Genomic DNA, 22,705 nt, shown 5'->3' with positions numbered 1-22,705 from the left:
CCTCGTCCGGCCGGATGCACCGGGCGAGGAGCGCGCCGGAATCACAGCCAGCCGTTGCGCTTGAACGCCCGGTACAGGACGACGCAGGCGACGACGATCACGACCAGGACCATCGGATAGCCGAACCTCCAGCGCAACTCCGGCATGAAGGTGAAGTTCATGCCGTACATGCCGGTGACCATGGTCGGCACCGCGATCAGCGCGGCCCAGGCCGTGATCCTGCGCATGTCCTCGTTCTGCGCGACGCTGACCTGTGCGAGATGCGCCTGCAGGATCGAGTTGAGCAGCTCGTCCGAGGCGGCTATCTGCTCGGTGACGCGCAGCAGATGGTCGGAGACGTCCCGGAAGTACGCCTGTATCTCCGGGTCGATCACGCGGATCGGCCGGGTGGCCAGCTCCTGGACGGGACGGTCCAGCGGAGCCACGGCCCGCCTCAGCTCCAGCAGCTCACGCTTGAGCTGGTAGATGCGCCCGGGATCGGCCCGCGCGCCGCTCTCCGCGAACACCTCGGTCTCGACACGGTCGATGTCTTCCTGAACCGCGTCGATGACGTTCAGATACTCGTCCACCACTTGGTCCGCGACGGCATGCAGGACCGCACCGGGACCCTTGGCGAGCTGGTCCGGATCGGTCTCCAGCTCTTCGCGCAGCGGGCCGAGTGAACCGTGCCGGCCGTGCCGGACCGTGATGACGAAGGCGGGTCCGACGAACACCATGATCTCCCCGGTGTCCACCACCTCGCTCGTCGAGGTCAGTTCCTGGTGCTCCACGTAACACACCGTCTTGAAGACCGCGAACAGCGTGTCCCCGTACCGCTCCAGCTTCGGGCGCTGATGGGCCTCGACCGCGTCCTCGACCGCCAGCGGGTGCAGGTCGAACAGCTCGGCCACGCCCGCGAACTCCTCGACCGTCGGTTCGTGCAGCCCGAGCCAGACGAAACCGTGGTCGCTCCTGCGGATCCGCTCGACGGTCTCGAACAGATCGCCACTGCCGGGGACACGCACGCCGTCCTTGTACGTCACGCAGTTGACCACCGCGGAGCCCAGCGGCGACCGGGCGGGGTGACTCAGATCGACGCGCGGACGACGCCGCGCCAGCCGTGCCACCTTGCGGAAGCCGCCGACCTTGCTGAGGCCCGTGACCTTCCGCAGATTCCCTGCCATGGACATCTGGAGCTCCCCGCCTGCATCTCCCTCGCGCAGCACCGCGCCTTCGCGAGCCAGTCTGCCAGTCGGCGCCGATCGCCGGAGAAGCCTGTGGACAGGGAATGGTCCGTTCTGGTTCTGGAGTTCGGCGGAGCGAGCGCGATGCCGCGCATCACGCATGGCGCGTCCCGGCATCATCGCGTCCCACCCGCCTGTCACGGCCTCCCTCCCACCTTCTGCACCGCCCTGGCCCCAGCCCTGCACCCGGCCGCCGCGGCCTCCTCCGGCCCTGCCCCTGCGAGCAGCGCCGCCAGGAACGCTCCGGTGAACGCGTCGCCCGCGCCCGTCGTGTCCCGCGGAACGGCGGCAACCGCGGGGATACGTGCCTTGACCTCCCCCGACACGGCCACCAGCGCCCCCTCCGCGCCCTGCTTGACCACCACCAGCGGAACGTGGCGACTCAACTTGGCCGCGGCGTCCGCCGGGTCGGGCAGCCCGGTCAGCAGATGCGCCTCGTCCCGGCTGGGCAGCAGGACGTCGATGCCGTCGGCGAAGGCCAGGAACCGGTCGACGCCCAACTCGGCGAGGAATCCCGCCGATGCCGGGTCCACACTCACCGGCACCGCGCGTGCACGGGCGGCCTCGACGGCCACCGTGACAAGCGCCCGGCTCGGTTCGGAGAAGAAGAGATAGCCGGACAGATGCAGGCGTGCGACGCCGTCGAGCAGCGTGTCGGACCAGTCGCCGGGGGCCAGCCGCAGCGACGCACCGCTGTCCGTCAGGAAGGTCCGCTCCGCCGCGGCGCCCGCGTCCACCAGGCAGATCACCGTCCCCGTGGGCGCCTCCGCGTCGACGACGAGCCGTGCCGTGACCCCCGCCGCCGTCAGCTCCCGCTCGTGCCAGGCGGCCGCCTCGGACCCGACGCGTCCCAGCAGCCGCACGTCCGGGCAGCCCCCTTGGGCCGCCCAGCAGGCCACGTTCGCACCCGCGCCACCGGGCAGCGTCCGGACGACGGCGGCCGTGTCCGTGCCCGCCGCCAGCGGCCCCAGATGGCGGGCGACGACATCCGTGACGACGTCCCCGACGACGAGCAGTGCGCCGCTCACGCCTCTGCCCAGGCCACCGCGATCCGCGCCGCCAGCCGCACATTGCCGCGGACAGCCGCCAGATTGGCCCTCAACGAGGCCCCGTCGGTGTGCCGGACCAGATGGTCGAGCAGGAACGGTGTGACCGCCTGACCGGTGACACCGGCTTCCCGGCAGGCGGCCAGCGCGTCGGTGAGCACGCGTGCGTGGAGCTCCGGATCGAGCTGCTCGTCCTCCGGGACCGGATTCGCGACGATGAGCGCCGACTCCGGACCGTGCAGCGCGTCCTGGGCGCGCATGACCTGTGCGACCTGTCCCGGCGACCCCAGCGTCCAGTCGACCGGATGCCCGGAGTCGGCGAGGTAGAAGCCCGGAAAGCGCGCCGTGCGGTATCCGGCCACCGCCACGCCCAGGGTCTCCAGGCGCTGCAGCGTCGCCGGCACGTCCAGGATCGACTTCACGCCCGCGCACACCACCGTGATCCTGGTCCGTGCCAGCAGGCCCAGGTCGGCGGACTCGTCCTGACTCACCGTCCACTCCCGGTGGACCCCGCCGAGCCCGCCCGTCGCGAACACCCTTACGCCCGCGAGGGAGGCCAGCAGCGCCGTCGCGGACACGGTCGTCGCCCCGCTCGCCCCCGTCGCCACCGCGAGCGGCAGATCACGGTGCCCCAGCTTGCGGATACCGTCCTCGTTCGCGACCCTCTCCACCTGCTCCTTGTCCAGCCCGACATGGGCCCGGCCGTCCAGCACGGCGATCGTCGCCGGTACGGCACCCTCCTGCCGTACGGCGCCCTCCAGTTCCAGGGCCACCTGGAAGTTGCGCGGACGCGGCAGCCCGTGCGCGATGATCGTCGACTCCAGAGCCACCACCGGGCGGCGCTCTTCGAGCGCCTCCCGCACCTCTTCGGACACCACCAGCACGCGCTGCCTCCTGTCTGTCGGCCCTCCCTCATCTCTGGCGGGCGACGCGTCCGGTCAAACCCTTGCGGGGCGACGTCCCCCGCACCAGCCTGGGAGCATGACGGACAACTCCCCACGCCTCGACCACGTCGTCCTCTGGGTCCGGGACCCGGTCGCTGCCGCAGGCTTCTACGAGGAGGCGGTCGGGCTGGAGCCGCTGAGGCTCGACGAATTCGCCGCGGGAAAGGTGTCGTTCCCCTCCGTACGGCTCAATGACGAGACCGTCTTCGACCTCGCCCCGTTCTCCCTCGCGGAGCGTATGACGATGGTGCCGGGGGCCGCCGAGAGCGCGGGTCATCCGGTCAACCACGTATGCCTCTCCCTGAGGGGGGTCGATTTCGAGGCACTGAGAGCACGCCTGGAGGAGCGGTCCGTACCCGTCTCGGACTACTCGTACGACGCCTTCGGTGCCCGGGGCGCGGCACGGCGCAGTTTCTACTTCCGCGACCCGGACGGGAACGTCTTCGAGGCACGTCACTACGAGTAGCTCCCCGGAGCCACTCAGAACAGCGGCTCCGGCAGCACTCCTTCCAGCGCGAGCAGCTTCCGCTTGGTCTCCAGCCCGCCGCCGAAACCGCCGATGCCGCCGTCGCTCTCGACCACGCGGTGGCACGGCACGACCACCGGCAGCGGGTTCGAGCCCATCGCCATTCCCACGGCCTGGGCCGCGCCGGGCTGGCCGACCCGTCCGGCCAGGTCGCCGTACCCCACCACCGTCCCGAACGGCACGCCCGACGCCAGCTCGCGCAGCACCTGACGGTTGAAGCCGGTGATCAGGGACCAGTCGAGGGGAAGCTCGAAGTCGTGGCGCTCACCCGCGAAGTATGCCGCCACCTGGCGTATCGCCTCCGCGAGGAGCGGGGAGTCCGGATCCTCCACCGGACGGGCGCCGAGCCGGGCCGCGAGCCTGTCCAGCGCCTTGTCACGCACGGCGTCCGTCGCGTGGAACACCACGTTCACCAGGCCGTCCCGCGTCGCGGCCAGCAGCAGCGGACCGATGTCCGTGACGACGACGGTCCACGCCACCTGCTGCTCGCTCTGCCCATGACTGTCCATGCGCCCACCGTACGGCGCACCACTGACAACGCACCGGGCCAGGCACGGGCCCACGCTCCGGGCCGCGGGCCGGCGGGGGCCGGGCGCCCCGACCGGCAGCGGACCGGGCGACCGGCCCCGCACCGGGCGGCGGCCCGGGGCGCGCCTCGGCACACTCGGTCCCCGGCCGCTCAGGAGCCGCTCACCGCTCGCCGGACCACGTCGGGCACGTTCGTGATGATGCCGTCCACGCCGAAGCCGGCCACGCGGCGGGCGTCCTCCGCGCGGTTGACGGTCCAGGCGAAGACCTTCATCGGCTTGGCATGCGGTCCCTGGAACGTGTGGACCGCGGAGACGTAGCCGGCGGAGAGCGGCGCGTGGGCCGAATTGATCTGGTCGGCGAACCGCGCGTACGACGGCAGCTCCGCCACCGGTGGGGTGCCCAGGTACGCGGTTCTGATCCCCGGCCTCAGCTCGTGCACGGTCCGCACGCTGTCCGCGCTGAAGCTCTGGACAATCAGGCGGTTTCCGAGGTGGCCGCGGTCGAGCCAGCCTTCCGTGCCCAGCAGCCCGAGGATCTGGCGCTCGATCCCCGGATACAGCTGCGGGTTCTTGACCTCCAGCACCAGCTTCTGACGGTTGTGCGACACGCGGTCCATGTACTGCTTCAACGTCGGCACATGCACGCCCGCGTATCCGGGGCCGAACCAGCTGCCCGCGTCCAGGCGGGCGATCTCCCCGGCGGTGAAGTCCTTCACCCTCCAGGGCGCCCGGTTCGGGAACACCTGCTCGACGTTGGTCGTGCGGTCCAGCGTGGCGTCGTGGATGACGACGAGGCGCCCGTCCTTGGTGCGCTGCACGTCGTTCTCCACCCAGTCGAAGCCGAGGGCGGACGCCCGGTCGATGGCGGCCAGGGTGTTCTCGGGGGCGTACGCCGAGGCGCCGCGGTGGCAGACGACGACCAGGCGGTCACCGACGGTCGCACCGGCCTGCCCGGCGGGCAGTATGGCGACGCCGAGCCCGAAGAGCGCGACGGTCGTGGCGGCGGCAACGCGCACGTGCATACCTACTCCTCGCGGTCGACTACACAAAGCGCCATTCTGGCAGCAGAGAGTAAACATGGCGTGCATGCGAGAAGGCCACAGATTGACGGGAGTTGCCCGAAACTGCTCACAGGCGCGGCACAAGTGCGGCAGCGCCGTGATTCTTTGCCGGATAATCGTTCGATCGTTCCGGTGGGGGTCATACGCTCTGCTGCAGTCCTGACCGTCGTCACGGTCCTGAGGACGGTGACATTTCCGAAGTTCAGGGACGCTTCAGGGTGGGAAGGGCAGCCGCGTATGCAGGGCACCGTCGACGGCTTCAGCTACGGCCTCGTCACACCGGTGGTGGCGTACCTCATGGCCTGCCTCGGCGGCGCGCTCGGGCTGCGCTGCACCACGAGATCGATGCTCGCCGTCCACTCCTGGAGGGCCGGCTGGCTGGCCCTGGGATCCGCCGCGATCGGGTCCGGCATATGGACCATGCACTTCATCGCGATGATGGGGTTCACCGTCAAGGAGACCCCCGTCCACTACGACAAGGCGATCACCTTCGCGAGCCTCGCCCTCGGCATCGTCATGGTCGGCCTCGGCGTCTTCATCGTGGGCTATCGGGGAGCGACCGGGGTGGCGCTCTTCACCGGAGGCACGATCACCGGCCTGGGCATCGCCACCATGCACTACCTGGGCATGGCCGGGATGCGCCTCAACGGTGTGCTCCGGTACAACACCCTCACCGTCGCCGCCTCCGTCGTCATAGCGGTCGTCGCCGCGACCGCGGCCCTCTGGGCGGCCGGACGGGTCCGTGGACTCCTGTGGAGCGTCGGCGCGAGCCTGATCCTGGGATTCGGGGTCACCGGCATGCACTACACGGGCATGGCGGCTCTCCGTGTCCATCTGCACGGGGCGGCCGGTCCCCCTGCCGGTGAATCGTCCGCGGCCCTGCTCGCCCCGATGATGATCGGCCCGCTCGTCTTCCTGTGCCTGGCCGGCGTCGTCGTGCTGTTCGACCCGTTGATGGTCATGGGCAGATCCAGCCGGGTCCCGGCGGAGCGCAAGCCCGGGGTCCCGGCCCATCCCGAGGCCGCCCGCGCCGGCCGGAGCCCCCTGCCCCGCGCCGGCCAGGGGAGCTCCCGCAGCCCGCAGAGCCGGTGACCGGGCCCCGTTGTCAGTGCGGGGTCGTACGGTGGATGGCATGCGGCCCGTTTCCCAGATCGAACGCACGGTGGCACCCTTCGAGGTCGTCAGCCCCTACCAGCCCAGCGGTGACCAGCCCGCGGCCATCGCCGAGCTGGAGAAGCGCATCCGCGCAGGTGAGAAGAACGTCGTCCTGCTGGGCGCGACCGGCACCGGCAAGTCCGCCACCACCGCGTGGATGATCGAGAGGCTCCAGCGCCCCACCCTGGTGATGGCGCCGAACAAGACGCTGGCCGCCCAGCTGGCCAACGAGTTCCGGGAGCTCCTGCCGAACAACGCGGTCGAGTACTTCGTCTCGTACTACGACTACTACCAGCCGGAGGCGTACGTCCCGCAGTCGGACACGTACATCGAGAAGGACTCCTCGATCAACGAGGAGGTGGAGCGCCTGCGCCACTCCGCGACCAACTCCTTGCTCACCCGACGCGACGTCATCGTCGTCGCGTCGGTCTCCTGCATCTACGGCCTCGGTACGCCCCAGGAGTACGTGGACCGCATGGTCACCCTCAGGGTCGGCGACGAGATCGACCGCGACGAGCTGCTGCGCCGCTTCGTCGACATCCAGTACACGCGCAACGACATGGCGTTCGCGCGCGGCACCTTCCGCGTGCGCGGCGACACCATCGAGATCTTCCCGGTGTACGAGGAGCTGGCCGTCCGGATCGAGATGTTCGGCGACGAGATCGAGGCCCTCTCCACCCTCCACCCGCTCACCGGCGAGGTCATCAGCGACGACCGACAGCTGTACGTCTTCCCCGCCTCCCACTACATCGCGGGGCCCGAGCGCATGGAGCGGGCCGTCAACGGCATCGAGAAGGAGCTCGAGGAGCGGCTGGCAGAGCTGGAGAAGCAGGGCAAGCTCCTGGAGGCGCAGCGACTGCGCATGCGCACGACGTACGACATCGAGATGCTCCGCCAGATCGGCACCTGCTCCGGCGTGGAGAACTACTCGATGCACTTCGACGCGCGTGAGCCCGGTTCCCCGCCCAACACGCTGCTGGACTACTTCCCGGACGACTTCCTGCTCGTCATCGACGAGTCGCACAACACCGTTCCGCAGATCGGTGCCATGTACGAGGGAGACGCCTCCCGCAAGCGCACCCTCGTCGAGCACGGCTTCCGGCTCCCGTCCGCCCTGGACAACCGGCCCCTGAAGTGGGAGGAGTTCCAGGAGCGCATCGGACAGACCGTGTACCTGTCGGCGACTCCCGGCAAGTACGAGCTCTCGCGTGCGGACGGATTCGTCGAGCAGATCATCCGTCCCACCGGCCTCGTCGACCCCGAGGTCGTGGTCAAGCCCACCGAGGGCCAGATCGACGACCTGGTGCACGAGATCCGTAAGCGCACCGAGAAGGACGAGCGCGTCCTGGTCACGACGCTCACCAAGAAGATGGCCGAGGACCTCACCGACTACTTCCTCGAACTCGGCATCCAGGTGCGGTATCTGCACAGCGACGTGGACACCCTGCGCCGCGTCGAGCTGCTGCGCGAGCTGAGGTCCGGCGAGTTCGACGTGCTGGTCGGCATCAACCTCCTCCGGGAGGGCCTCGACCTGCCCGAGGTCTCCCTGGTGGCGATCCTGGACGCCGACAAGGAGGGCTTCCTGCGCTCGGGCACCTCGCTCATCCAGACCATCGGCCGGGCCGCGCGCAACGTCTCCGGTCAGGTCCACATGTACGCCGACAAGATCACCCCGGCGATGGAGAAGGCCATCGAGGAGACGAACCGCCGCCGGGAGAAGCAGATCGCCTACAACACGGCGCGTGGCATCGACCCGCAGCCGCTGCGGAAGAAGATCAACGACATCGTGGCGCAGATCGCCCGCGAGGACGTCGACACGGAGCAGCTGCTCGGCACGGGCTACCGCAAGGGGAAGGACGGCCGGGCCACCAGGAGCCCCGTCCCCGCGCTCGGCAGCCAGGCGGCCAAGGGCGCCAAGTCCGCCAAGGGCAAGGCCAAGGAGACGGTGCCCACCGACCGCCCCGCGGCCGAACTCGCCGAGCAGATCGAGGAACTGACCGAACGGATGCGGGCCGCCGCCGCGGACCTGCAGTTCGAGATCGCGGCCCGGCTGCGCGACGAGGTCTCCGAGATGAAGAAGGAACTGCGACAGATGAGGGAGGCGGGCCTGGCCTGACATCGGCCCGCCCGTCCCGGACCCCGGTGGCTGCGCAGTGTGTTGCAAGACCGACACAAAGCACGGCCCGGGGTTCGGCTCTGTCAGTGCCGAACCGTAGGGTTCTGACATCCGCGGAGTCCGCGGCCAACAGGGGACAGATCGAGAGAGGACCAGCGCGTGACCGTCAACTTGACCAAGGGTCAGGCCATCAGTCTGCAGAAGAACGACGGGGGCACGCTGACCGCGGTGCGCATGGGGCTCGGCTGGCAGGCCGCTCCCCGGCGCGGGCTGTTCGGCTCACGCACCCGGGAGATCGACCTCGACGCGTCCGCGGTGCTGTTCGCGGACAAGCAGCCGGTGGACGTGGTGTTCTTCCGTCACCTCGTCAGCGACGACGGTTCCGTGCGCCACACCGGTGACAACCTCGTCGGCGGCGTGGGCCAGGGCGGCGACGACGAGGCGATCCTCGTCGACCTGCAGCGCGTCCCGGTCCACATCGACCAGATCGTCTTCACCGTGAACTCGTTCACGGGCCAGACGTTCCAGGAGGTGCAGAACGCGTTCTGCCGCCTCGTCGACGAGACCAACGGCCAGGAGCTGGCCCGCTACACGCTGGCGGGCGGCGGCGCGTACACGGCGCAGATCATGGCGAAGGTGCACCGCTCGGGCACGGGCTGGGCGATGACCGCCCTCGGCACTCCGGCCAACGGCCGCACCTTCCAGGACCTGATGCCGACGATCCTGCCGCACCTGTAGGCGGCCGAACACCGGGGCACACGAAGCGACGTAGGGGGACGAAGCGATGACGGCCGAGCTGGTCCGGGGGCAGAACCATCCGCTGCCCCAGGTCCGACTTGAGGTACGGGTGTCGGCCGGCAAGCCGATCGTGGCCGGGGCCACACTCAGCGACGCGCAGGGCAAGGTGCGCGGCGTCGACTGGGTGGCCCACCCGGGCGCGCCCACGCTGCCCGGTCTCGAGGTCTCCAAGCAGGCGGCGGCCGACCATCGCCTCGCCTTCGACCTGGACGCCCTTCCGGAGAGCGTGCACTGCGTCACCGTGCTGCTCGCGCTGCCGACGGGCATCGGCGGCCCGGTGCGGTTCGGAGCCCTCGCCGCCCCCTTCGTCGCGGTCACCGGTCTCGACGGCTCCGAGGTCGCGAGCTACACCGTCACGGGTCTGGACGCCGAGTCCGCCGTGATCGCACTGGAGCTCTACCGCCGGCAGGGCGGGTGGAAGGTCCGCGCGGTCGGCCAGGGGTACGCGGGCGGGCTCGCCGCGCTGTTGACCGACCAGGGCCTGCCCGAGGCCCGGCAGCTCGCGGCCGGCATCAACGAGGCGGTGACCCAGGGCCTCGCTCGCTCGGTGGCACCACCCCCACCGCGTCTGCCGGAGAGCGACCGCACGCGTCAGACGGCCGCCCCGGCGGCACCCCCGGGCGGCTCCGGTGCGGTCCCCCCGCAGCAGGGCGCGCCCGACGTACCGCAGCAGGGATCTCCGTACGACGTCACCGGCTCTCCGGACCCCGTCCCGCAGCCCGCTTCCGGCGGCCCGGTCAACTACACCCACCCGGGTCGGCAGACCACCACGCCGCCCCCGCCCCCGCCCGTCGCACCGCCTGCCCCGCCCGGGCAGCCCGCCCAGCCCGTGGCGGGCGACGCGACCGGCTGGTCCATGGAGGAGCGGCTGTACAACCAGGTGTGGGGCATGTTCGAGGACCTTGCGCGCACGGCGGCCGCGTACCGCAGCGCCGTCGACTTCGCCGACGCGCGCATGGAGCAGGAGCTGGACCGGGTACTGTCCGACCCGCGCAGCCGCCTCGGGGGGCAGGGCGACCCCGTACGGGAGGCGGCTCAGGCCAAGCACACCGACCTCGTCAACCAGGCCCGGGCCGCCCTGGACCGTGATCTCACCCAGCTCATCGCCGAGTCCGGCGTCGTCGAGCCCGCGCTGCCTCCGGCGTTCGCGGGCTGGGACAACCCGGTCTGGCACGGCTACCGGGTGCCGATGGAGATCCCCATGGCGGTGCGCCTCGGCGACCTCCACCTGCCCGAGAGCGAGAGCCTGCGCATCCCCATGCTGGTCCGGCTGCCGCTGGAGCGCGGGCTGTGGATCGACAGCGGCCGCTCCGGATCCCTCGACCCCGTCGCCGATTCCGGTGATCTGCGCCGGCTCGCGATGGAGACTGCGGTGACACACGCGGCACGACTGCTCGCGGTCTATCCGCCCGGCGAGTTCACGGTGCACGTCATCGACCCGGCCGGATCGGGCAGCTCGGCGCTCGCGCCCCTGGTGCGGTCCGGGGTGCTCGCCGCGCCGCCCGCCACCGGTGCCGCGGGCGTGGCGGATGTGCTGACCCGGCTCGCCCAACGGGTCGACCTGGTGCAGATGGCGGTGCGCGGCGGCGCGTCGGACTCCCTGCCGCCCGGCCTCGACACGGCCGAGCACCTGCTGGTCGTCAACGACTTCCCGCACGGTTTCGACGACCGGGCGGTGAACCAGTTGCGCTATCTCGCGGACGAGGGCCCGGCAGTCGGCGTCCACTTGATGATGGTCGCCGACCGGGAGGACGCGGCCGCCTACGGACCGCTGCTCGACCCGCTCTGGCGCTCACTCCTGCGGCTCACCCCCGTGCCCGACGACCATCTCGCGGACCCCTGGGTCGGCCATGCCTGGACGTACGAGCCACCACGTGTCCCGCAGGGGAGCCAGGTGCTGGAGCACGTCCTTAACCAGGTGGCCCAGGCCCGCCGCTCCTGGGACCACTGATGTCATCCCTTAACGTCAATTGTAAGTAAAGAGGTTTTGACCAGGGGGTTTGACTGTTACTTTACCTATTTCTTTACCTTTCCTTGGTGTTCGGGTAGTCTCTTTCCCACGGAGGGGAGTACTCCCGATCTGCCTGCGGCGTACCCGTCAATACGGATCCGTCCGGATCCCGGGGCGCCGGCTCGCAGGCGCACGGCGCGTGACGCGCCCGGCGGCGGCGGGCGGAAGAGACCTCCGGTAGCGACGCTGACATGCCATGACTGACGTACTGCCGGAGGCGCAATGAACGTTTCTCCGACCCTGTGGGTCCTGACTGTCCTGGGCCTTGTCGCCCTGATCGCGGTCGACTTCTTCATCGGCCGCAAGCCGCACGACGTCTCGATCAAGGAAGCCGGCATCTGGACGATCGTCTGGATCGCCCTCGCCGCGCTGTTCGGGGTCGGCCTGCTCGTCTTCGGCGGCGGGCAGCCCGCCGGAGAGTTCTTCGCCGGCTTCATCACCGAGAAGTCGCTCAGCGTCGACAACCTCTTCGTCTTCGTCCTGATCATGGCAAAGTTCGCGGTGCCCTCGCGGTACCAGCAGCGAGTGCTCCTCGTGGGTGTGCTCATAGCCCTGGTCCTGCGGGCCGTGTTCATCGCCGCGGGTGCCGCGATCATCGCGAGCTTCTCCTGGGTCTTCTACCTCTTCGGCGCGTTCCTGATCTGGACCGCGTGGAAGCTCGTCCAGGAGGCCAGGACCAGCGGGGAGGACGAGGAGTACGAGGAGAACAAGCTCCTGAAAGCCGTCGAGCGGCGCTTCGCGGTCGCCGACCGGTACCACGGCACCAAGCTGTGGATACGGGACAACGGCAAGCGCGTCATGACGCCCATGCTGGTCGTGATGCTGGCCATCGGTACCACCGACGTCCTCTTCGCCCTCGACTCCATCCCTGCGATCTTCGGCCTCACCCAGGACCCGTACATCGTCTTCACGGCCAACGCGTTCGCGCTCATGGGCCTGAGGCAGCTGTACTTCCTCATCGGCGGCCTGCTCCAGCGGCTGGTCCATCTCTCCTACGGTCTGTCGGTCATCCTCGGCTTCATCGGCGTCAAGCTGGTGCTGCACGCGCTGCACGAATCCGGGGTCCACGTTCCCGAGATCTCCGTCCCGGTCTCCCTCGGCGTGATATGCAGCGTCCTGACCGTCACGACGATCACCAGCCTGATCGCCTCCAGGAAACAGCGGGCCGAAGAGTCGCCGGGGGAGGCCGTCGCCGGCGGAGGCCGAAGGCCTGGGACAGCGCCGCCACATGACCGTGTCGGAGCCAGGTCGACGGGATGCGTGAGCGGCTCACACGAGTGACGAGCGCCCGACGGGCCCGTCGCCCAACGGTGCGGCACCGCGGTTCGCGGGCGTGCGCGGTCGCGATCCGCGGGACGTACGCCCCTGGCATGCGCGGCTCAGGCGATTCTGCGACGATCACTGCATGATCGTCCGGGGCCGGTCACTCGCGACGCGGTGGACGGCAGTGACCGTCCTGCCGGTGGCCGCGGTGGTGCTGCTGGCCTTCACCTGGGGCCGCGACATGCCCGGAGCGGTGGTCGCCCTGATGACGCTGGTCCTCGCCGGATCCGTGCTGGCCGCGGTCCATCATGCGGAAGTGATCGCGCACCGGGTCGGCGAGCCCTTCGGTTCCCTCGTTCTCGCCGTCGCCGTCACGATCATCGAGGTCGCCCTCATCGTCGCCCTGATGGCGGACGGCGGCGACAAGAGCGCGACCCTGGCCCGCGACACCGTCTTCGCCGCCGTGATGATCACCTGCAACGGCGTCGTGGGCCTGAGTCTCCTGGTGACCTCGCTGCGCCACGGAACCGCGCTCTTCAACCCGGAGGGGACCGGTGCCGCGCTGGCCACCGTCGCGACCCTGGCCACCCTCAGCCTGGTGCTGCCCACCTTCACGACGAGCAAGCCAGGCCCGGAGTTCTCCACGGCCCAGCTCACCATCGCCGCGTTCTCCTCGCTCGTCCTGTACGCCGTGTTCGTGGCGACCCAGACCGTGCGCCACCGCGACTACTTCCTTCCGATCACCCGGCAGGGCGAGGTGATCCGCGCGGACAGCCACGCCGACGCGCCCTCCTCCCGGGCCGCGGCCCTCAGCCTGGGCCTGCTCGCCCTCGCTCTCGTCGGGGTCGTGGGACTCGCCAAGGGCGTGTCGCCCACGATCGAGTCCGGTGTTGCGGCGGCGGGGATGCCGCAGGCTGTCGTCGGTGTCGTCATCGCGCTGCTCGTGCTGCTGCCCGAGACCATCGCCGCGCTGCGCTCGGCGGGCCGCGACCGGGTCCAGACGAGCCTCAACCTCGCCCTCGGCTCCGCGATGGCCAGCATCGGCCTGACCATCCCCGCCGTCGCCGTGGCGACCGTATGGCTCTCCGGTCCCCTCGTGCTCGGCCTCGGCCCCGTCCACATGGTGCTGCTCGCGCTGACCGTGGCCGTGAGCTCCCTGACGGTGGTACCGGGCCGGGCCACACCGCTCCAAGGAGGCGTCCATCTGGTGGTGTTCGTGGCGTACCTGGAACTGGCGGTCAACCCGTAGCCACCCGCCGTGCCGCGCACCGCCCCCTCACCCGGGAGCCGGTTCCGCCACCGCCGCCACCGGCAGCGGGCGGGTCTCCGGCAGCAGCGCGAAGCATCCGAGGCTGAGCAGGGCCAGCCCCGTCAGATAGGCGCCGACGCCCCAAGGGACCCTGCCTCCGTGCTCGGCCAGTGCGGTGGCCACGACCGGAGTGAGCGCGCCGCCGAGCACCCCGCCGAGGTTGTAGCCCACCGCGGCGCCCGTACAGCGCACCCGGGGCTCGTACAGCTCCGGCAGATACGCGGCGATCACCGCGAACATCGTGATGAAGGACGCCATCGCCCCCAGGAAGCCCAGGAAGATCAGCAGCGGCACACCCGTCGACAGAAGAGCGACCATGGGGAACATCCACAGGGTCACACCGGCGCAGCCCGCCAGGCACAGCGGCCGCCGCCCGTAGCGGTCACCCGCGAGCGCCAGCAGCGGGGTCAGGAGGCCCTGCACCAGGACGGTGGCCATGACGCACACCAGCATGACCGTGCGGCTCACCCCGAGCCGTTCCGTCGCGTACGCCAGGGACCAGGTCGTCACGGTGTAGAAGACCGCATACCCGACCGCGAGCGCGCCGGCCGTCAGCAGGACGAGCCGCCAGTGGTCGCGTACGACCTCGGCGAGCGGCACGCGCGCGTGGTCGTCGATCTCGAGGAAGAGCGGACTCTCGGAGAGCGAACGGCGCAGCCACAGGCCCGCCCCGGCGAGGACACCCGCCGCCCAGAACGGGATCCGCCACCCCCAGGAGGCGAACTGCGCGTCCGACAGCGTGGCCGACAGCCCCAGCATCACGCCGTTGGCCAGGAGGAATCCCAGCGACGGGCCGACCTGCGGAAAGCTGGACCACAAGACGCGCCGCCCGGCCGGCGCGTGCTCCGTGGTCAGCAGCACGGCCCCGCCCCACTCCCCGCCGAGCCCCAGTCCCTGCAGAAAGCGCAGAACGAGGAGGAGGACGGGAGCGGCCGTACCGATGGAGCCGTACGTCGGGAGGCAGCCGACCGCCACGGTCGCGGTTCCGGTGAGCAACAGGGAGACGAGGAGGACCGGGCGTCGGCCGCGCCGGTCCCCGATGTGACCGAACAGCACCGAGCCGAGCGGGCGCGCCAGGAAGCCGGCACCGAAGGTCCCGAACGCTGCCAGCGTGCCCGCCAAGGGCGAGAACGTCGGGAAGAACAGGGGGCCGAGGACCAGGGCGGCCGCGGTCCCGTAGACGAAGAAGTCGTAGAACTCGACGGCCGTCCCCGCGAGCGAGGCGGTCGCGAGCCGGAGCATGCTCGGGCCCTTTACTCTGCGTACGTCGTGCATGCCGCGTCAACTACCCACCGTGATCGGGTGTTACGGGGGCGTGCGGTGGCTCGGCTCGCTCGGTGTGAGTGCGCCCGGTGCGGCAGCCGGGTCAGGAGGTCACGGTGATGCGCCGGGCGGCACCGTCCACGCGTACGGTGCCTCCCGCCGGTGCGCCGTGCGACGCGCCCCGGCCCCGGCACGGCGAGACGGCGGCGACCCGGTCGCCGGGCACCGGCTCGGGCGGGTACGTCCGTTGCGCCATGGCCGGAGGGCACGGGGCGCCCGTCCCACGCATCGTGATAGACCGGGGGCCGAGCAGCGGTCCTTGCTGGGCCGGCAGACCTGAAAGGACCGGAGGAACCGTGCCCCGTACCCTCGCCGACGCCCCGATCATGATCCTGAACGGCCCCAATCTGAATCTCCTGGGGCAGCGTCAGCCGGAGATCTACGGCTCCGACACCCTGGCGGACGTCGAGGCCCTGTGCGTGAAGACGGCGGCCGCGTACGGAGGCACAGTCGACTTCCGGCAGTCCAACCACGAGGGCGAACTGGTGGAGTGGATCCAGGAGGCGCGGCTGAACCACGCCGGGATCGTCATCAACCCGGCCGCCTACTCGCACACGTCCGTCGCGATCCTCGATGCGCTCAACACCTGTGACGGGCTACCCGTGGTGGAGGTCCACATCTCCAACATCCACCAGCGCGAACAGTTCCGGCACCACTCGTATGTCTCCCTGCGCGCCGACGGCGTCATCGCGGGGTGCGGGGTACAGGGGTACGTGTTCGCCGTGGAGCGGGTCGCGACGCTGGCGGGGGCGAGGCGGACGGACGTGTGACCCCGGGAGCGCGCGCCGGGCGCGGGCGCACGGCCGCGGGCGCGGGCGGCGGCCAGGCCCTCGCGGGTGCCCTGGACGATGAGTTCGCGGATGAACTCCGCCAGGGCGGCGAAGACGTGGAAGACGAGCCGGCCGCCGGGGGTGGTGGTGTCGAGGCTCTCGTGCAGCGAGGTGAAGCCGATGCCGCGCTCGCGCCGGGCGGCGACCATGGTGATGAGGTCCTGGAGGCTGCGGCCGTAGCGGTCCAGGCTCGGGACGACGAGGGTGTCGCCGGCCTCGAGGAAGGCGTGGCACGCCTTCAGCTCCGGGCGCAGGTCGGTCTTGCCGGACTTCTTGTCAGCGAAGATCTTCCGGCATTCGGCGGCGGCGAAGGCATCGATCTGCCGTTCGAGCTTCTGCCCGCCCGTCGACACCCGGGCCTGGCCCGCGCCGTGTGGGCCGACCGCACTGCCGTGTGGGCCGACCGCACTGTCGAGCTGGCCCCGCGCGACCGGGCCGGGAGGGCACGCCGCCGCAGGACCACGCCGCCGGGTTCGCCCGGACACTGCTGCGCACGACCGTCACCGTGCGCCCGACCGAGTGCGGCTTGCTCGGCCTGCCAGATGTGGCGGACGCGGCCGGGGGCGGCGAGGCGCTGGCGTCCGCGACCGCGCCGGACGCCGCCGGGCGCGTCACGCTCGACCTGCCGGCGGAGTCGGAGGACGTCGCCTTCGCCCGGCCGACCGGGCTCGGCGCGGACGCGGAGGTGCTGGCCCCGGAGGGCCTGCGCGCCCGCTTCCGCGAGCACGCGCGGGGCCTCGCCACCCTGTACGGCGCGGAGTCGGTGGATCAGCGGTAGTCGTCCGGCGAGCCGTCCTTCCCGCCATACCTGACGTCCTCGAAGTACCCCCAGGCGTCCGGCCGGCTACCGTCCACATCCCGTACCCCGTAGGTCCTGGCAAGCTCCGCACTGGAGGCGGACTTCCCGTTCCAGCGGGCCGCCCGGCCCGGGTCGGTGGCGAGCGCAGCGACCGCGCGGGCGAGGTAGTACGGCGACTCGGCGATCGCGAAGTCCGGTTCCTGGGCGACGGCGTCGCGCCAGTTCTCCTCGGTCACGCCGAAATGGCTGAGCATCTGTTCCGAGCGCAGGAAGCCCGGTGTGACGGCGACCGCTGTGCCCCCGTACTCGGCCAGTTCCTCGCCCAACCCGAAGGCGATCCGGATCGGGGCGTTCTTGGCGAGGTCGTAGTAGAGGTTCTCGCGGTAACGGCGGTTGGAGACCGCCGTGCCGTCGGTGACCTCCACGTGCAGCGGCGCGTCCGAGCGGATCAGCAGCGGGAGAGCGAGTGCCGCGGTGATCACGTGTGAGCGCACCCCGAGTTCCAGGATGCGAAGGCCGTCCGCGAGCGGTGTCTCCCAGCTCTTCTTGCCGAAGACGGAGTCGACGAGCAGGTGCTCGCCGCCCCAGAGGTCGTTGACGAGGATGTCGAGTCGCCCCTGTTCGCAGTCGATCCGCTCGACGAGGACGCGTACCTGGTCCGCGTCCAGATGATCGGTGGGGACGGCGATGCCGGTACCGCCGACCGCCGTGACCAGCTCAGCGGTCTCGTCGATGGTCTCCGTGGTCCGGCCGACCTCGCTGGCGCGCTCGCGGGTGGTGCGACCGGTGACGTAGACGGTGGCGCCGGCGCGGCCGAGTTCGACGGCGAGGGCCCGTCCGGCACCGCGGGTGGCTCCGGCGACGAGCGCCGTCCGGCCGGCCAGCGAGCCTACCCGGCCGACGTGCTGGGTGTTGAAGTCCTTGTCCATGTCGCCACGGTGCACGCCAAAGGTGACAGCCTGCGTCACCATTTTCTCGTCAAGCAGCGGAACCGGTACCGCCGCGAAGGCTTCTCCTGGGCGGACATCGAGAAGATCGGGTGCCTACAGAAGCAGTCGTCGTCGGGCGGTCACCAGCCTCGTGCTCGCCACTCCGCGAGGTGGGGCCGCTCAGTGCCGAGGGTGGTGTCATTGCCGTGGCCGGGGTAGACCCAGGTCTCATCGGGCAGGACGTCGAATACCTTGGTCTCCAGGCCGTCCATCAAGGAGTTGAAATCCTCCGGCCGTGTCGTCCGTCCAGGACCGCCCGGGAAGAGGCAGTCCCCGGTGAAGACGTGCGGATGTCCGTGCGGGTCGTCGTAGACGAGGGCGATCGAGCCCGGTGTGTGACCCACGAGGTGGCGCGCGGTGAGCTCCACGCGCCCCACGCGGATCGTGTCGCCGTCGTCGACGAGGACATCGGTCGGTACGGGGATGCCTTCGGCGTCGTGGCGCCCGGCGTGGGTACGCGCGCCCGTGGCCGCCACGACCTCGGCGAGCGCCTGCCAGTGGTCGCCGTGCCGATGGGTGGTGACGACGGACGCGATGCCGTCGTCACCGATCATGCCGAGCAGGGTGTGCGCGTCGTTGGCCGCGTCGATCAGCAGTTGCTCGTCGGTGGCCCGGCAGCGCAACAGATAGCAGTTGTTGTCCATGGGGCCGACCGCGATCTTCGTGATCATCAGGTCCTGCAGCTCGTGCACATCGGCGGGGCCGCCGACCTTCACCGCTCCGCTGTACGTCATGGCGGCAGCCTATAGCGGGGCAGGGGGCACGGCCGTCCGGGAGCTACAGCGGGGGAAGCGCCGGCAGCTTTCCGCCCTCGACGCTCAACTCGGATCCGTCCCGGCGGCCGGAGAGCCAGCCGAGCAGGTCCGGTGCGGGACCGCGGACGGAGACCGGCCCGCCCTCGGCGCCGCCACCGGTCGTCCAGACCCGGCCGCCGGCCTCCAGCGCCGTCGAGGGCACCTCCTTGTGCCCGCCGAACCGCTCGGCCAGGAAGTCGATCTCCCGCTCCACGAACTCGGCCGGCAGGTCCTCCAGCTCGTAGCCGACCCCGAGGTCGACATGGTGCAGTTCGACCTCGATCCACCTCCGGAACGGCACCCGGGCCGCGGAGTCGGTGACGCCGTTGCGCAGCTCGACCGTGCGCGACCAGTCCGCCGGTGCCTCGCCCGCCTTCTGGAACCGGGCCGCGCTCTCGCGCAGGTCGGCCAGCTGGACGGCCGGGGGGCGCGGGGCGTCCCGCTCGATGTCGGCGTCCCGGGCCTGCGCCGACGCGTACATCGGACGCCCCTCCAGGACGTTCACGAGTGCGTCGGCGTTGCGGGCGAGGTGGGCCAGGACGTGGCCGCGGGTCCAGCCGGGCAGCCGTGACGGCTCGGCCACGGCGGCGTTGTCCAGGAGAGCGACTGCGTTGAGCAGCCGCTCGGTAGCGTCGCGTACAGACGCCAGGTCGTGCGCGTGATCAATCATGGGTCCGACCCTAACCTCGCCACTCCTTCGGGTGAAGGTGGCTGACCGGGCCCGCGAATCGAATGCACGTGCTATATGGTCAAGTGTGGCGTCGGGCATGCTGGATGGCCCGGGATTGTTGTGAACCGTGGAATCCGACCGGCGTTGTCAGTGGCTCCCCCTAGTCTGGCAATGACGGGGGCCCCGCCCCTGTCGCTTCTCTCAAGAAAGGTGCGGACCGGCGTGGCCGACCGTCTCATCGTCCGTGGCGCGCGCGAGCACAACCTCAAGAATGTCTCGCTCGACCTGCCGCGTGACTCGCTCATCGTGTTCACGGGCCTGTCGGGGTCGGGCAAGTCCTCGCTGGCCTTCGACACGATCTTCGCCGAGGGCCAGCGGCGTTACGTGGAGTCGCTGTCCTCGTACGCCCGGCAGTTCCTCGGCCAGATGGACAAGCCGGACGTCGACTTCATCGAGGGCCTCTCGCCGGCGGTCTCCATCGACCAGAAGTCGACCTCGCGCAATCCGCGCTCGACGGTCGGCACGATCACCGAGGTCTACGACTACCTGCGTCTGCTCTTCGCGCGCATCGGCAAGCCGCACTGCCCCGAATGCGGCCGCCCGATCTCGCGCCAGTCGCCGCAGGCGATCGTCGACCGGGTCCTGGAACTGCCCGAGGGAAGCCGGTTCCAGGTGCTGTCGCCGCTGGTGCGCGAGCGCAAGGGAGAGTTCGTCGACCTCTTCGCCGACCTCCAGACCAAGGGGTACAGCCGGGCACGTGTGGACGGCGAGACGATCCAGCTGTCCAGCCCGCCCACGTTGAAGAAGCAGGAGAAGCACACCATCGAGGTGGTCGTCGACCGCCTCACGGTGAAGGACTCCGCCAAGCGCCGGCTCACCGACTCCGTCGAGACCGCCCTCGGTCTGTCCGGCGGCATGGTCGTGCTCGACTTCGTCGATCTCGCGGAGGACGACCCCGAGCGCGAGCGGATGTACTCGGAGCACCTGTACTGCCCGTACGACGACCTGTCCTTCGAGGAACTGGAGCCCCGCTCCTTCTCCTTCAACTCGCCCTTCGGCGCCTGCCCCGAGTGCACCGGCATCGGCACACGCATGGAGGTCGATCCCGAGCTGATCGTCCCGGACGAGGAGAAGACCCTCGACGAGGGCGCCATCCACCCCTGGTCGCACGGGCACACCAAGGACTACTTCGGCCGGCTCGTCGGTGCTCTCGCGGACGCGCTGGGATTCCGGACGGACATCCCCTTCGCGGGCCTGCCGCAGCGCGCCAGGAAGGCCCTGCTCCACGGCCACAAGACACAGATCGAGGTCCGGTACCGCAACCGGTACGGGCGCGAACGCGTGTACACGACGCCCTTCGAAGGCGCCGTCCCCTTCGTGAGGCGCCGACACAGCGAGGCCGAGAGCGACGCCAGCCGTGAGCGCTTCGAGGGCTACATGCGCGAGGTGCCCTGCCCCAGCTGTGAGGGCACCCGCCTCAAGCCGGTCGTCCTCGCGGTCACGATCATGGGCAGGTCGATCGCCGAGGTCTCCGCGATGTCCATCAGCGACTGCGCGGACTTCCTGGGCGAGCTGAGGCTCGACGCCCGCGACAAGAAGATCGCCGAGCGGGTCCTGAAGGAGGTCAACGAACGACTGCGGTTCCTGGTCGACGTCGGCCTGGACTACCTGTCGCTGAACCGCGCGGCCGGCACGCTCTCCGGTGGCGAGGCCCAGCGCATCCGCCTGGCCACCCAGATCGGCTCCGGACTCGTCGGCGTCCTGTACGTTCTCGACGAGCCGTCCATCGGCCTGCACCAGCGCGACAACCACCGGCTGATCGAGACCCTGGTCCGGCTGCGCGACATGGGCAACACCCTCATCGTCGTCGAGCACGACGAGGACACCATCAAGGTCGCCGACTGGGTCGTCGACATCGGCCCGGGGGCGGGCGAGCACGGCGGCAAGGTGGTGCACAGCGGCTCCCTGAAGGACCTGCTCGCCAACGAGGAGTCGCAGACCGGGCAGTACCTGTCGGGCAGGAAGTCGATCCCGCTGCCCGACATCCGGCGCCCGCACGACCCGTCCCGTCGGCTCACGGTGCGCGGTGCCCGGGAGAACAACCTCCAGGACATCGACGTGTCGTTCCCGCTGGGCGTGTTCACGGCGGTCACCGGCGTGTCCGGTTCCGGAAAGTCGACGCTGGTCAACGACATCCTGTACACGCACCTGGCCCGCGAACTGAACGGCGCGCGCAACGTCCCCGGGCGGCACACGCGGGTGGACGGCGACGACCTCGTCGACAAGGTCGTGCACGTCGACCAGTCGCCCATCGGCCGCACCCCGCGGTCGAACCCGGCGACGTACACCGGTGTCTTCGACCACATCCGCAAACTGTTCGCCGAGACCACCGAGGCGAAGGTCCGCGGCTACCAGCCCGGCCGCTTCTCCTTCAACGTCAAGGGCGGCCGCTGCGAGAACTGCGCGGGCGACGGCACCATCAAGATCGAGATGAACTTCCTCCCGGACGTGTACGTCCCGTGCGAGGTCTGCCACGGTGCCCGCTACAACCGGGAGACCCTGGAGGTCCACTACAAGGGCAAGTCGATCGCCGACGTCCTGAACATGCCGATCGAGGAGGCCCTCCACTTCTTCGAGGCCGTCCCCGCGATCGCCCGCCACCTGAGGACCCTGAACGACGTCGGTCTCGGCTACGTCCGGCTCGGCCAGTCCGCGACCACCCTGTCCGGCGGCGAGGCCCAGCGCGTGAAGCTCGCCAGCGAACTGCAGAAGCGCTCCACCGGGCGCACGGTCTACGTTCTGGACGAGCCGACCACCGGTCTGCACTTCGAAGACATCAGCAAGCTGCTCCAGGTCCTCGGCGGACTGGTGGACAAGGGCAACACGGTCATCGTCATCGAGCACAACCTCGACGTCATCAAGACCGCCGACTGGATCGTCGACATGGGACCCGAGGGCGGGGCGGGCGGCGGCCTCGTGGTCGCCGAGGGCACACCGGAGGAGGTGGCCGGGGTTCCGGCCAGCCACACCGGCAAGTTCCTGCGCGAGATCCTCGACGCCGACCGCATCAGCGACGCGGCCTCGGTGACGACCCCGCGCAAGGCGACGGCCGCCAGGACGGTCCCGGCCGTGTCGAGGGCGAAGAGGACGGCGACGGCCAGGACGGTGAAGGACGCGGACACCACCGCGACCCGGAAGGCGGCCGGCGTCACCAAGAAGGCGGCCCCGGCGAAGAAGGCGACGCGGGCCCGCAAGGCATGACCCACGGCCCGGACGGGGCCGGAAGACCGGACGGGCTGCGCCCCGCGGGAAGCCCCC

20 protein-coding genes and 1 pseudogene are annotated in these 22,705 nt (G+C 70.4%); 10 read left to right on the top strand and 11 right to left on the bottom strand.

The window, feature by feature from the left end; translation table 11 throughout:
- Positions 1–41: 41 nt before the first annotated feature.
- The 3 genes from corA to ACFYMU_RS12510 all read right to left on the bottom strand — a co-directional run bounded on the left by corA (position 42) and on the right by ACFYMU_RS12510 (position 3,153).
- Positions 42–1,169 carry a magnesium/cobalt transporter CorA gene (gene corA, locus ACFYMU_RS12520; protein ID WP_388371910.1) on the bottom strand — a complete coding sequence of 376 codons (1,128 nt, stop codon included), beginning with the start codon at positions 1,167–1,169 and terminating at the stop codon, positions 42–44.
- Between the two features lie 191 nt (positions 1,170–1,360).
- On the bottom strand, positions 1,361–2,251 hold the full coding sequence (locus ACFYMU_RS12515; RefSeq protein WP_388371908.1) for a carbohydrate kinase family protein: 891 nt from the start codon (positions 2,249–2,251) through the stop codon (positions 1,361–1,363).
- Entirely contained in the window at positions 2,248–3,153 is a 906-nt protein-coding gene (locus ACFYMU_RS12510; RefSeq protein WP_388371906.1) for a pseudouridine-5'-phosphate glycosidase, read from the bottom strand. Before ACFYMU_RS12510 ends, ACFYMU_RS12515 begins: the two co-directional genes overlap by 4 nt.
- Before the next feature lie 97 nt (positions 3,154–3,250).
- Between ACFYMU_RS12510 and ACFYMU_RS12505 the strand changes: the two genes are divergently transcribed.
- Positions 3,251–3,679: a VOC family protein gene (locus tag ACFYMU_RS12505; protein WP_388371904.1), complete on the top strand. Its 429-nt coding sequence runs from the start codon at positions 3,251–3,253 to the stop codon at positions 3,677–3,679.
- A gap of 14 nt (positions 3,680–3,693) precedes the next feature.
- Here the strand turns inward: ACFYMU_RS12505 and ACFYMU_RS12500 are convergent, their stop codons facing one another.
- Together ACFYMU_RS12500 and ACFYMU_RS12495 are read right to left on the bottom strand one after the other, a co-directional pair.
- Positions 3,694–4,248, bottom strand: coding sequence for a methylated-DNA--[protein]-cysteine S-methyltransferase (locus ACFYMU_RS12500; protein WP_388371903.1), 555 nt, complete (start codon positions 4,246–4,248; stop codon positions 3,694–3,696).
- A gap of 170 nt (positions 4,249–4,418) precedes the next feature.
- Positions 4,419–5,291, bottom strand: a complete 873-nt coding sequence (locus ACFYMU_RS12495; RefSeq protein WP_388371901.1) for a glycerophosphodiester phosphodiesterase — start codon at positions 5,289–5,291, stop codon at positions 4,419–4,421.
- Positions 5,292–5,567: 276 nt separating this feature from the next.
- On the opposite strand from ACFYMU_RS12495, the gene ACFYMU_RS12490 reads away from it, so the two are divergent.
- The 6 genes from ACFYMU_RS12490 to ACFYMU_RS12465 all read left to right on the top strand — a co-directional run bounded on the left by ACFYMU_RS12490 (position 5,568) and on the right by ACFYMU_RS12465 (position 13,922).
- Positions 5,568–6,422, top strand: a complete 855-nt coding sequence (locus ACFYMU_RS12490; protein WP_388371900.1) for an MHYT domain-containing protein — start codon at positions 5,568–5,570, stop codon at positions 6,420–6,422.
- 40 nt (positions 6,423–6,462) lie between these two features.
- Positions 6,463–8,601, top strand: coding sequence for an excinuclease ABC subunit UvrB (uvrB, locus tag ACFYMU_RS12485; protein WP_388371898.1), 2,139 nt, complete (start codon positions 6,463–6,465; stop codon positions 8,599–8,601).
- A gap of 159 nt (positions 8,602–8,760) precedes the next feature.
- The gene (locus ACFYMU_RS12480; RefSeq protein WP_388371896.1) at positions 8,761–9,339 is read left to right on the top strand and encodes a TerD family protein; all 579 of its coding nucleotides are present in this window, start codon (positions 8,761–8,763) and stop codon (positions 9,337–9,339) included.
- A 46-nt stretch (positions 9,340–9,385) separates the two neighbouring features.
- Positions 9,386–11,350, top strand: coding sequence for a TerD family protein (locus tag ACFYMU_RS12475; protein WP_388371894.1), 1,965 nt, complete (start codon positions 9,386–9,388; stop codon positions 11,348–11,350).
- A 282-nt stretch (positions 11,351–11,632) separates the two neighbouring features.
- The gene (locus tag ACFYMU_RS12470; protein ID WP_388371892.1) at positions 11,633–12,691 is read left to right on the top strand and encodes a TerC family protein; all 1,059 of its coding nucleotides are present in this window, start codon (positions 11,633–11,635) and stop codon (positions 12,689–12,691) included.
- 124 nt (positions 12,692–12,815) lie between these two features.
- Positions 12,816–13,922, top strand: a complete 1,107-nt coding sequence (locus tag ACFYMU_RS12465; protein ID WP_388371890.1) for a calcium:proton antiporter — start codon at positions 12,816–12,818, stop codon at positions 13,920–13,922.
- Positions 13,923–13,949: 27 nt separating this feature from the next.
- Here the strand turns inward: ACFYMU_RS12465 and ACFYMU_RS12460 are convergent, their stop codons facing one another.
- Together ACFYMU_RS12460 and ACFYMU_RS12455 are read right to left on the bottom strand one after the other, a co-directional pair.
- On the bottom strand, positions 13,950–15,224 hold the full coding sequence (locus ACFYMU_RS12460) for an MFS transporter (RefSeq protein ID WP_388371888.1): 1,275 nt from the start codon (positions 15,222–15,224) through the stop codon (positions 13,950–13,952).
- A gap of 124 nt (positions 15,225–15,348) precedes the next feature.
- The gene (locus tag ACFYMU_RS12455; RefSeq protein ID WP_388371886.1) at positions 15,349–15,501 is read right to left on the bottom strand and encodes a hypothetical protein; all 153 of its coding nucleotides are present in this window, start codon (positions 15,499–15,501) and stop codon (positions 15,349–15,351) included.
- A 100-nt stretch (positions 15,502–15,601) separates the two neighbouring features.
- Between ACFYMU_RS12455 and aroQ the strand changes: the two genes are divergently transcribed.
- Positions 15,602–16,075, top strand: a complete 474-nt coding sequence (gene aroQ, locus ACFYMU_RS12450) for a type II 3-dehydroquinate dehydratase (protein WP_388371884.1) — start codon at positions 15,602–15,604, stop codon at positions 16,073–16,075.
- A gap of 89 nt (positions 16,076–16,164) precedes the next feature.
- Here the strand turns inward: aroQ and ACFYMU_RS12445 are convergent.
- A pseudogene (locus ACFYMU_RS12445) lies at positions 16,165–16,488 on the bottom strand (recombinase family protein); the annotation flags it as partial.
- Between the two features lie 173 nt (positions 16,489–16,661).
- Between ACFYMU_RS12445 and ACFYMU_RS12440 the strand changes: the two are divergent.
- Complete coding sequence (locus tag ACFYMU_RS12440) at positions 16,662–16,913, top strand: WYL domain-containing protein (RefSeq protein ID WP_388371882.1); 252 nt, start codon at positions 16,662–16,664, stop codon at positions 16,911–16,913.
- Here ACFYMU_RS12440 and ACFYMU_RS12435 read toward each other — a convergent pair.
- The 3 genes from ACFYMU_RS12435 to ACFYMU_RS12425 form a co-directional block, all read right to left on the bottom strand.
- Positions 16,904–17,863, bottom strand: a complete 960-nt coding sequence (locus ACFYMU_RS12435; protein WP_388371880.1) for an SDR family oxidoreductase — start codon at positions 17,861–17,863, stop codon at positions 16,904–16,906. The two genes, ACFYMU_RS12440 and ACFYMU_RS12435, sit on opposite strands and share 10 nt — an antisense overlap.
- A 140-nt stretch (positions 17,864–18,003) precedes the next feature.
- Positions 18,004–18,657 (bottom strand): MBL fold metallo-hydrolase, encoded by a 654-nt coding sequence (locus ACFYMU_RS12430; RefSeq protein ID WP_388371878.1) that lies wholly within the window; start codon positions 18,655–18,657, stop codon positions 18,004–18,006.
- A gap of 43 nt (positions 18,658–18,700) precedes the next feature.
- Complete coding sequence (locus tag ACFYMU_RS12425) at positions 18,701–19,387, bottom strand: maleylpyruvate isomerase family mycothiol-dependent enzyme (RefSeq protein ID WP_388371876.1); 687 nt, start codon at positions 19,385–19,387, stop codon at positions 18,701–18,703.
- A 222-nt stretch (positions 19,388–19,609) separates the two neighbouring features.
- Between ACFYMU_RS12425 and uvrA the strand changes: the two genes are divergently transcribed.
- Positions 19,610–22,648: an excinuclease ABC subunit UvrA gene (gene uvrA / locus ACFYMU_RS12420; RefSeq protein ID WP_388371874.1), complete on the top strand. Its 3,039-nt coding sequence runs from the start codon at positions 19,610–19,612 to the stop codon at positions 22,646–22,648.
- Positions 22,649–22,705 lie beyond the last annotated feature (57 nt).

This window comes from Streptomyces sp. NPDC007264 (assembly GCF_042869095.1).
Lineage (GTDB): Bacteria > Actinomycetota > Actinomycetes > Streptomycetales > Streptomycetaceae > Streptomyces.
The sequence above is the reverse complement of the archived record's forward strand: the minus strand, read 5'-3'. Positions and strand labels throughout refer to the sequence as shown.

Coding starts and splice junctions, on each gene's coding strand:
- ACFYMU_RS12500 (WP_388371903.1), bottom strand. CDS start 4,248: ATGGACAGTCATGGGCAGAGCGAGCAGCAGGTGGCGTGGACCGTCGTC.
- ACFYMU_RS12490 (WP_388371900.1), top strand. CDS start 5,568: ATGCAGGGCACCGTCGACGGCTTCAGCTACGGCCTCGTCACACCGGTG.
- ACFYMU_RS12455 (WP_388371886.1), bottom strand. CDS start 15,501: ATGGCGCAACGGACGTACCCGCCCGAGCCGGTGCCCGGCGACCGGGTC.
- ACFYMU_RS12425 (WP_388371876.1), bottom strand. CDS start 19,387: ATGATTGATCACGCGCACGACCTGGCGTCTGTACGCGACGCTACCGAG.
- ACFYMU_RS12435 (WP_388371880.1), bottom strand. CDS start 17,863: ATGGACAAGGACTTCAACACCCAGCACGTCGGCCGGGTAGGCTCGCTG.
- ACFYMU_RS12470 (WP_388371892.1), top strand. CDS start 11,633: ATGAACGTTTCTCCGACCCTGTGGGTCCTGACTGTCCTGGGCCTTGTC.
- ACFYMU_RS12430 (WP_388371878.1), bottom strand. CDS start 18,657: ATGACGTACAGCGGAGCGGTGAAGGTCGGCGGCCCCGCCGATGTGCAC.
- ACFYMU_RS12505 (WP_388371904.1), top strand. CDS start 3,251: ATGACGGACAACTCCCCACGCCTCGACCACGTCGTCCTCTGGGTCCGG.
- ACFYMU_RS12475 (WP_388371894.1), top strand. CDS start 9,386: ATGACGGCCGAGCTGGTCCGGGGGCAGAACCATCCGCTGCCCCAGGTC.
- ACFYMU_RS12460 (WP_388371888.1), bottom strand. CDS start 15,224: ATGCTCCGGCTCGCGACCGCCTCGCTCGCGGGGACGGCCGTCGAGTTC.
- corA (WP_388371910.1), bottom strand. CDS start 1,169: ATGTCCATGGCAGGGAATCTGCGGAAGGTCACGGGCCTCAGCAAGGTC.
- ACFYMU_RS12465 (WP_388371890.1), top strand. CDS start 12,816: ATGATCGTCCGGGGCCGGTCACTCGCGACGCGGTGGACGGCAGTGACC.
- ACFYMU_RS12495 (WP_388371901.1), bottom strand. CDS start 5,291: ATGCACGTGCGCGTTGCCGCCGCCACGACCGTCGCGCTCTTCGGGCTC.
- uvrB (WP_388371898.1), top strand. CDS start 6,463: ATGCGGCCCGTTTCCCAGATCGAACGCACGGTGGCACCCTTCGAGGTC.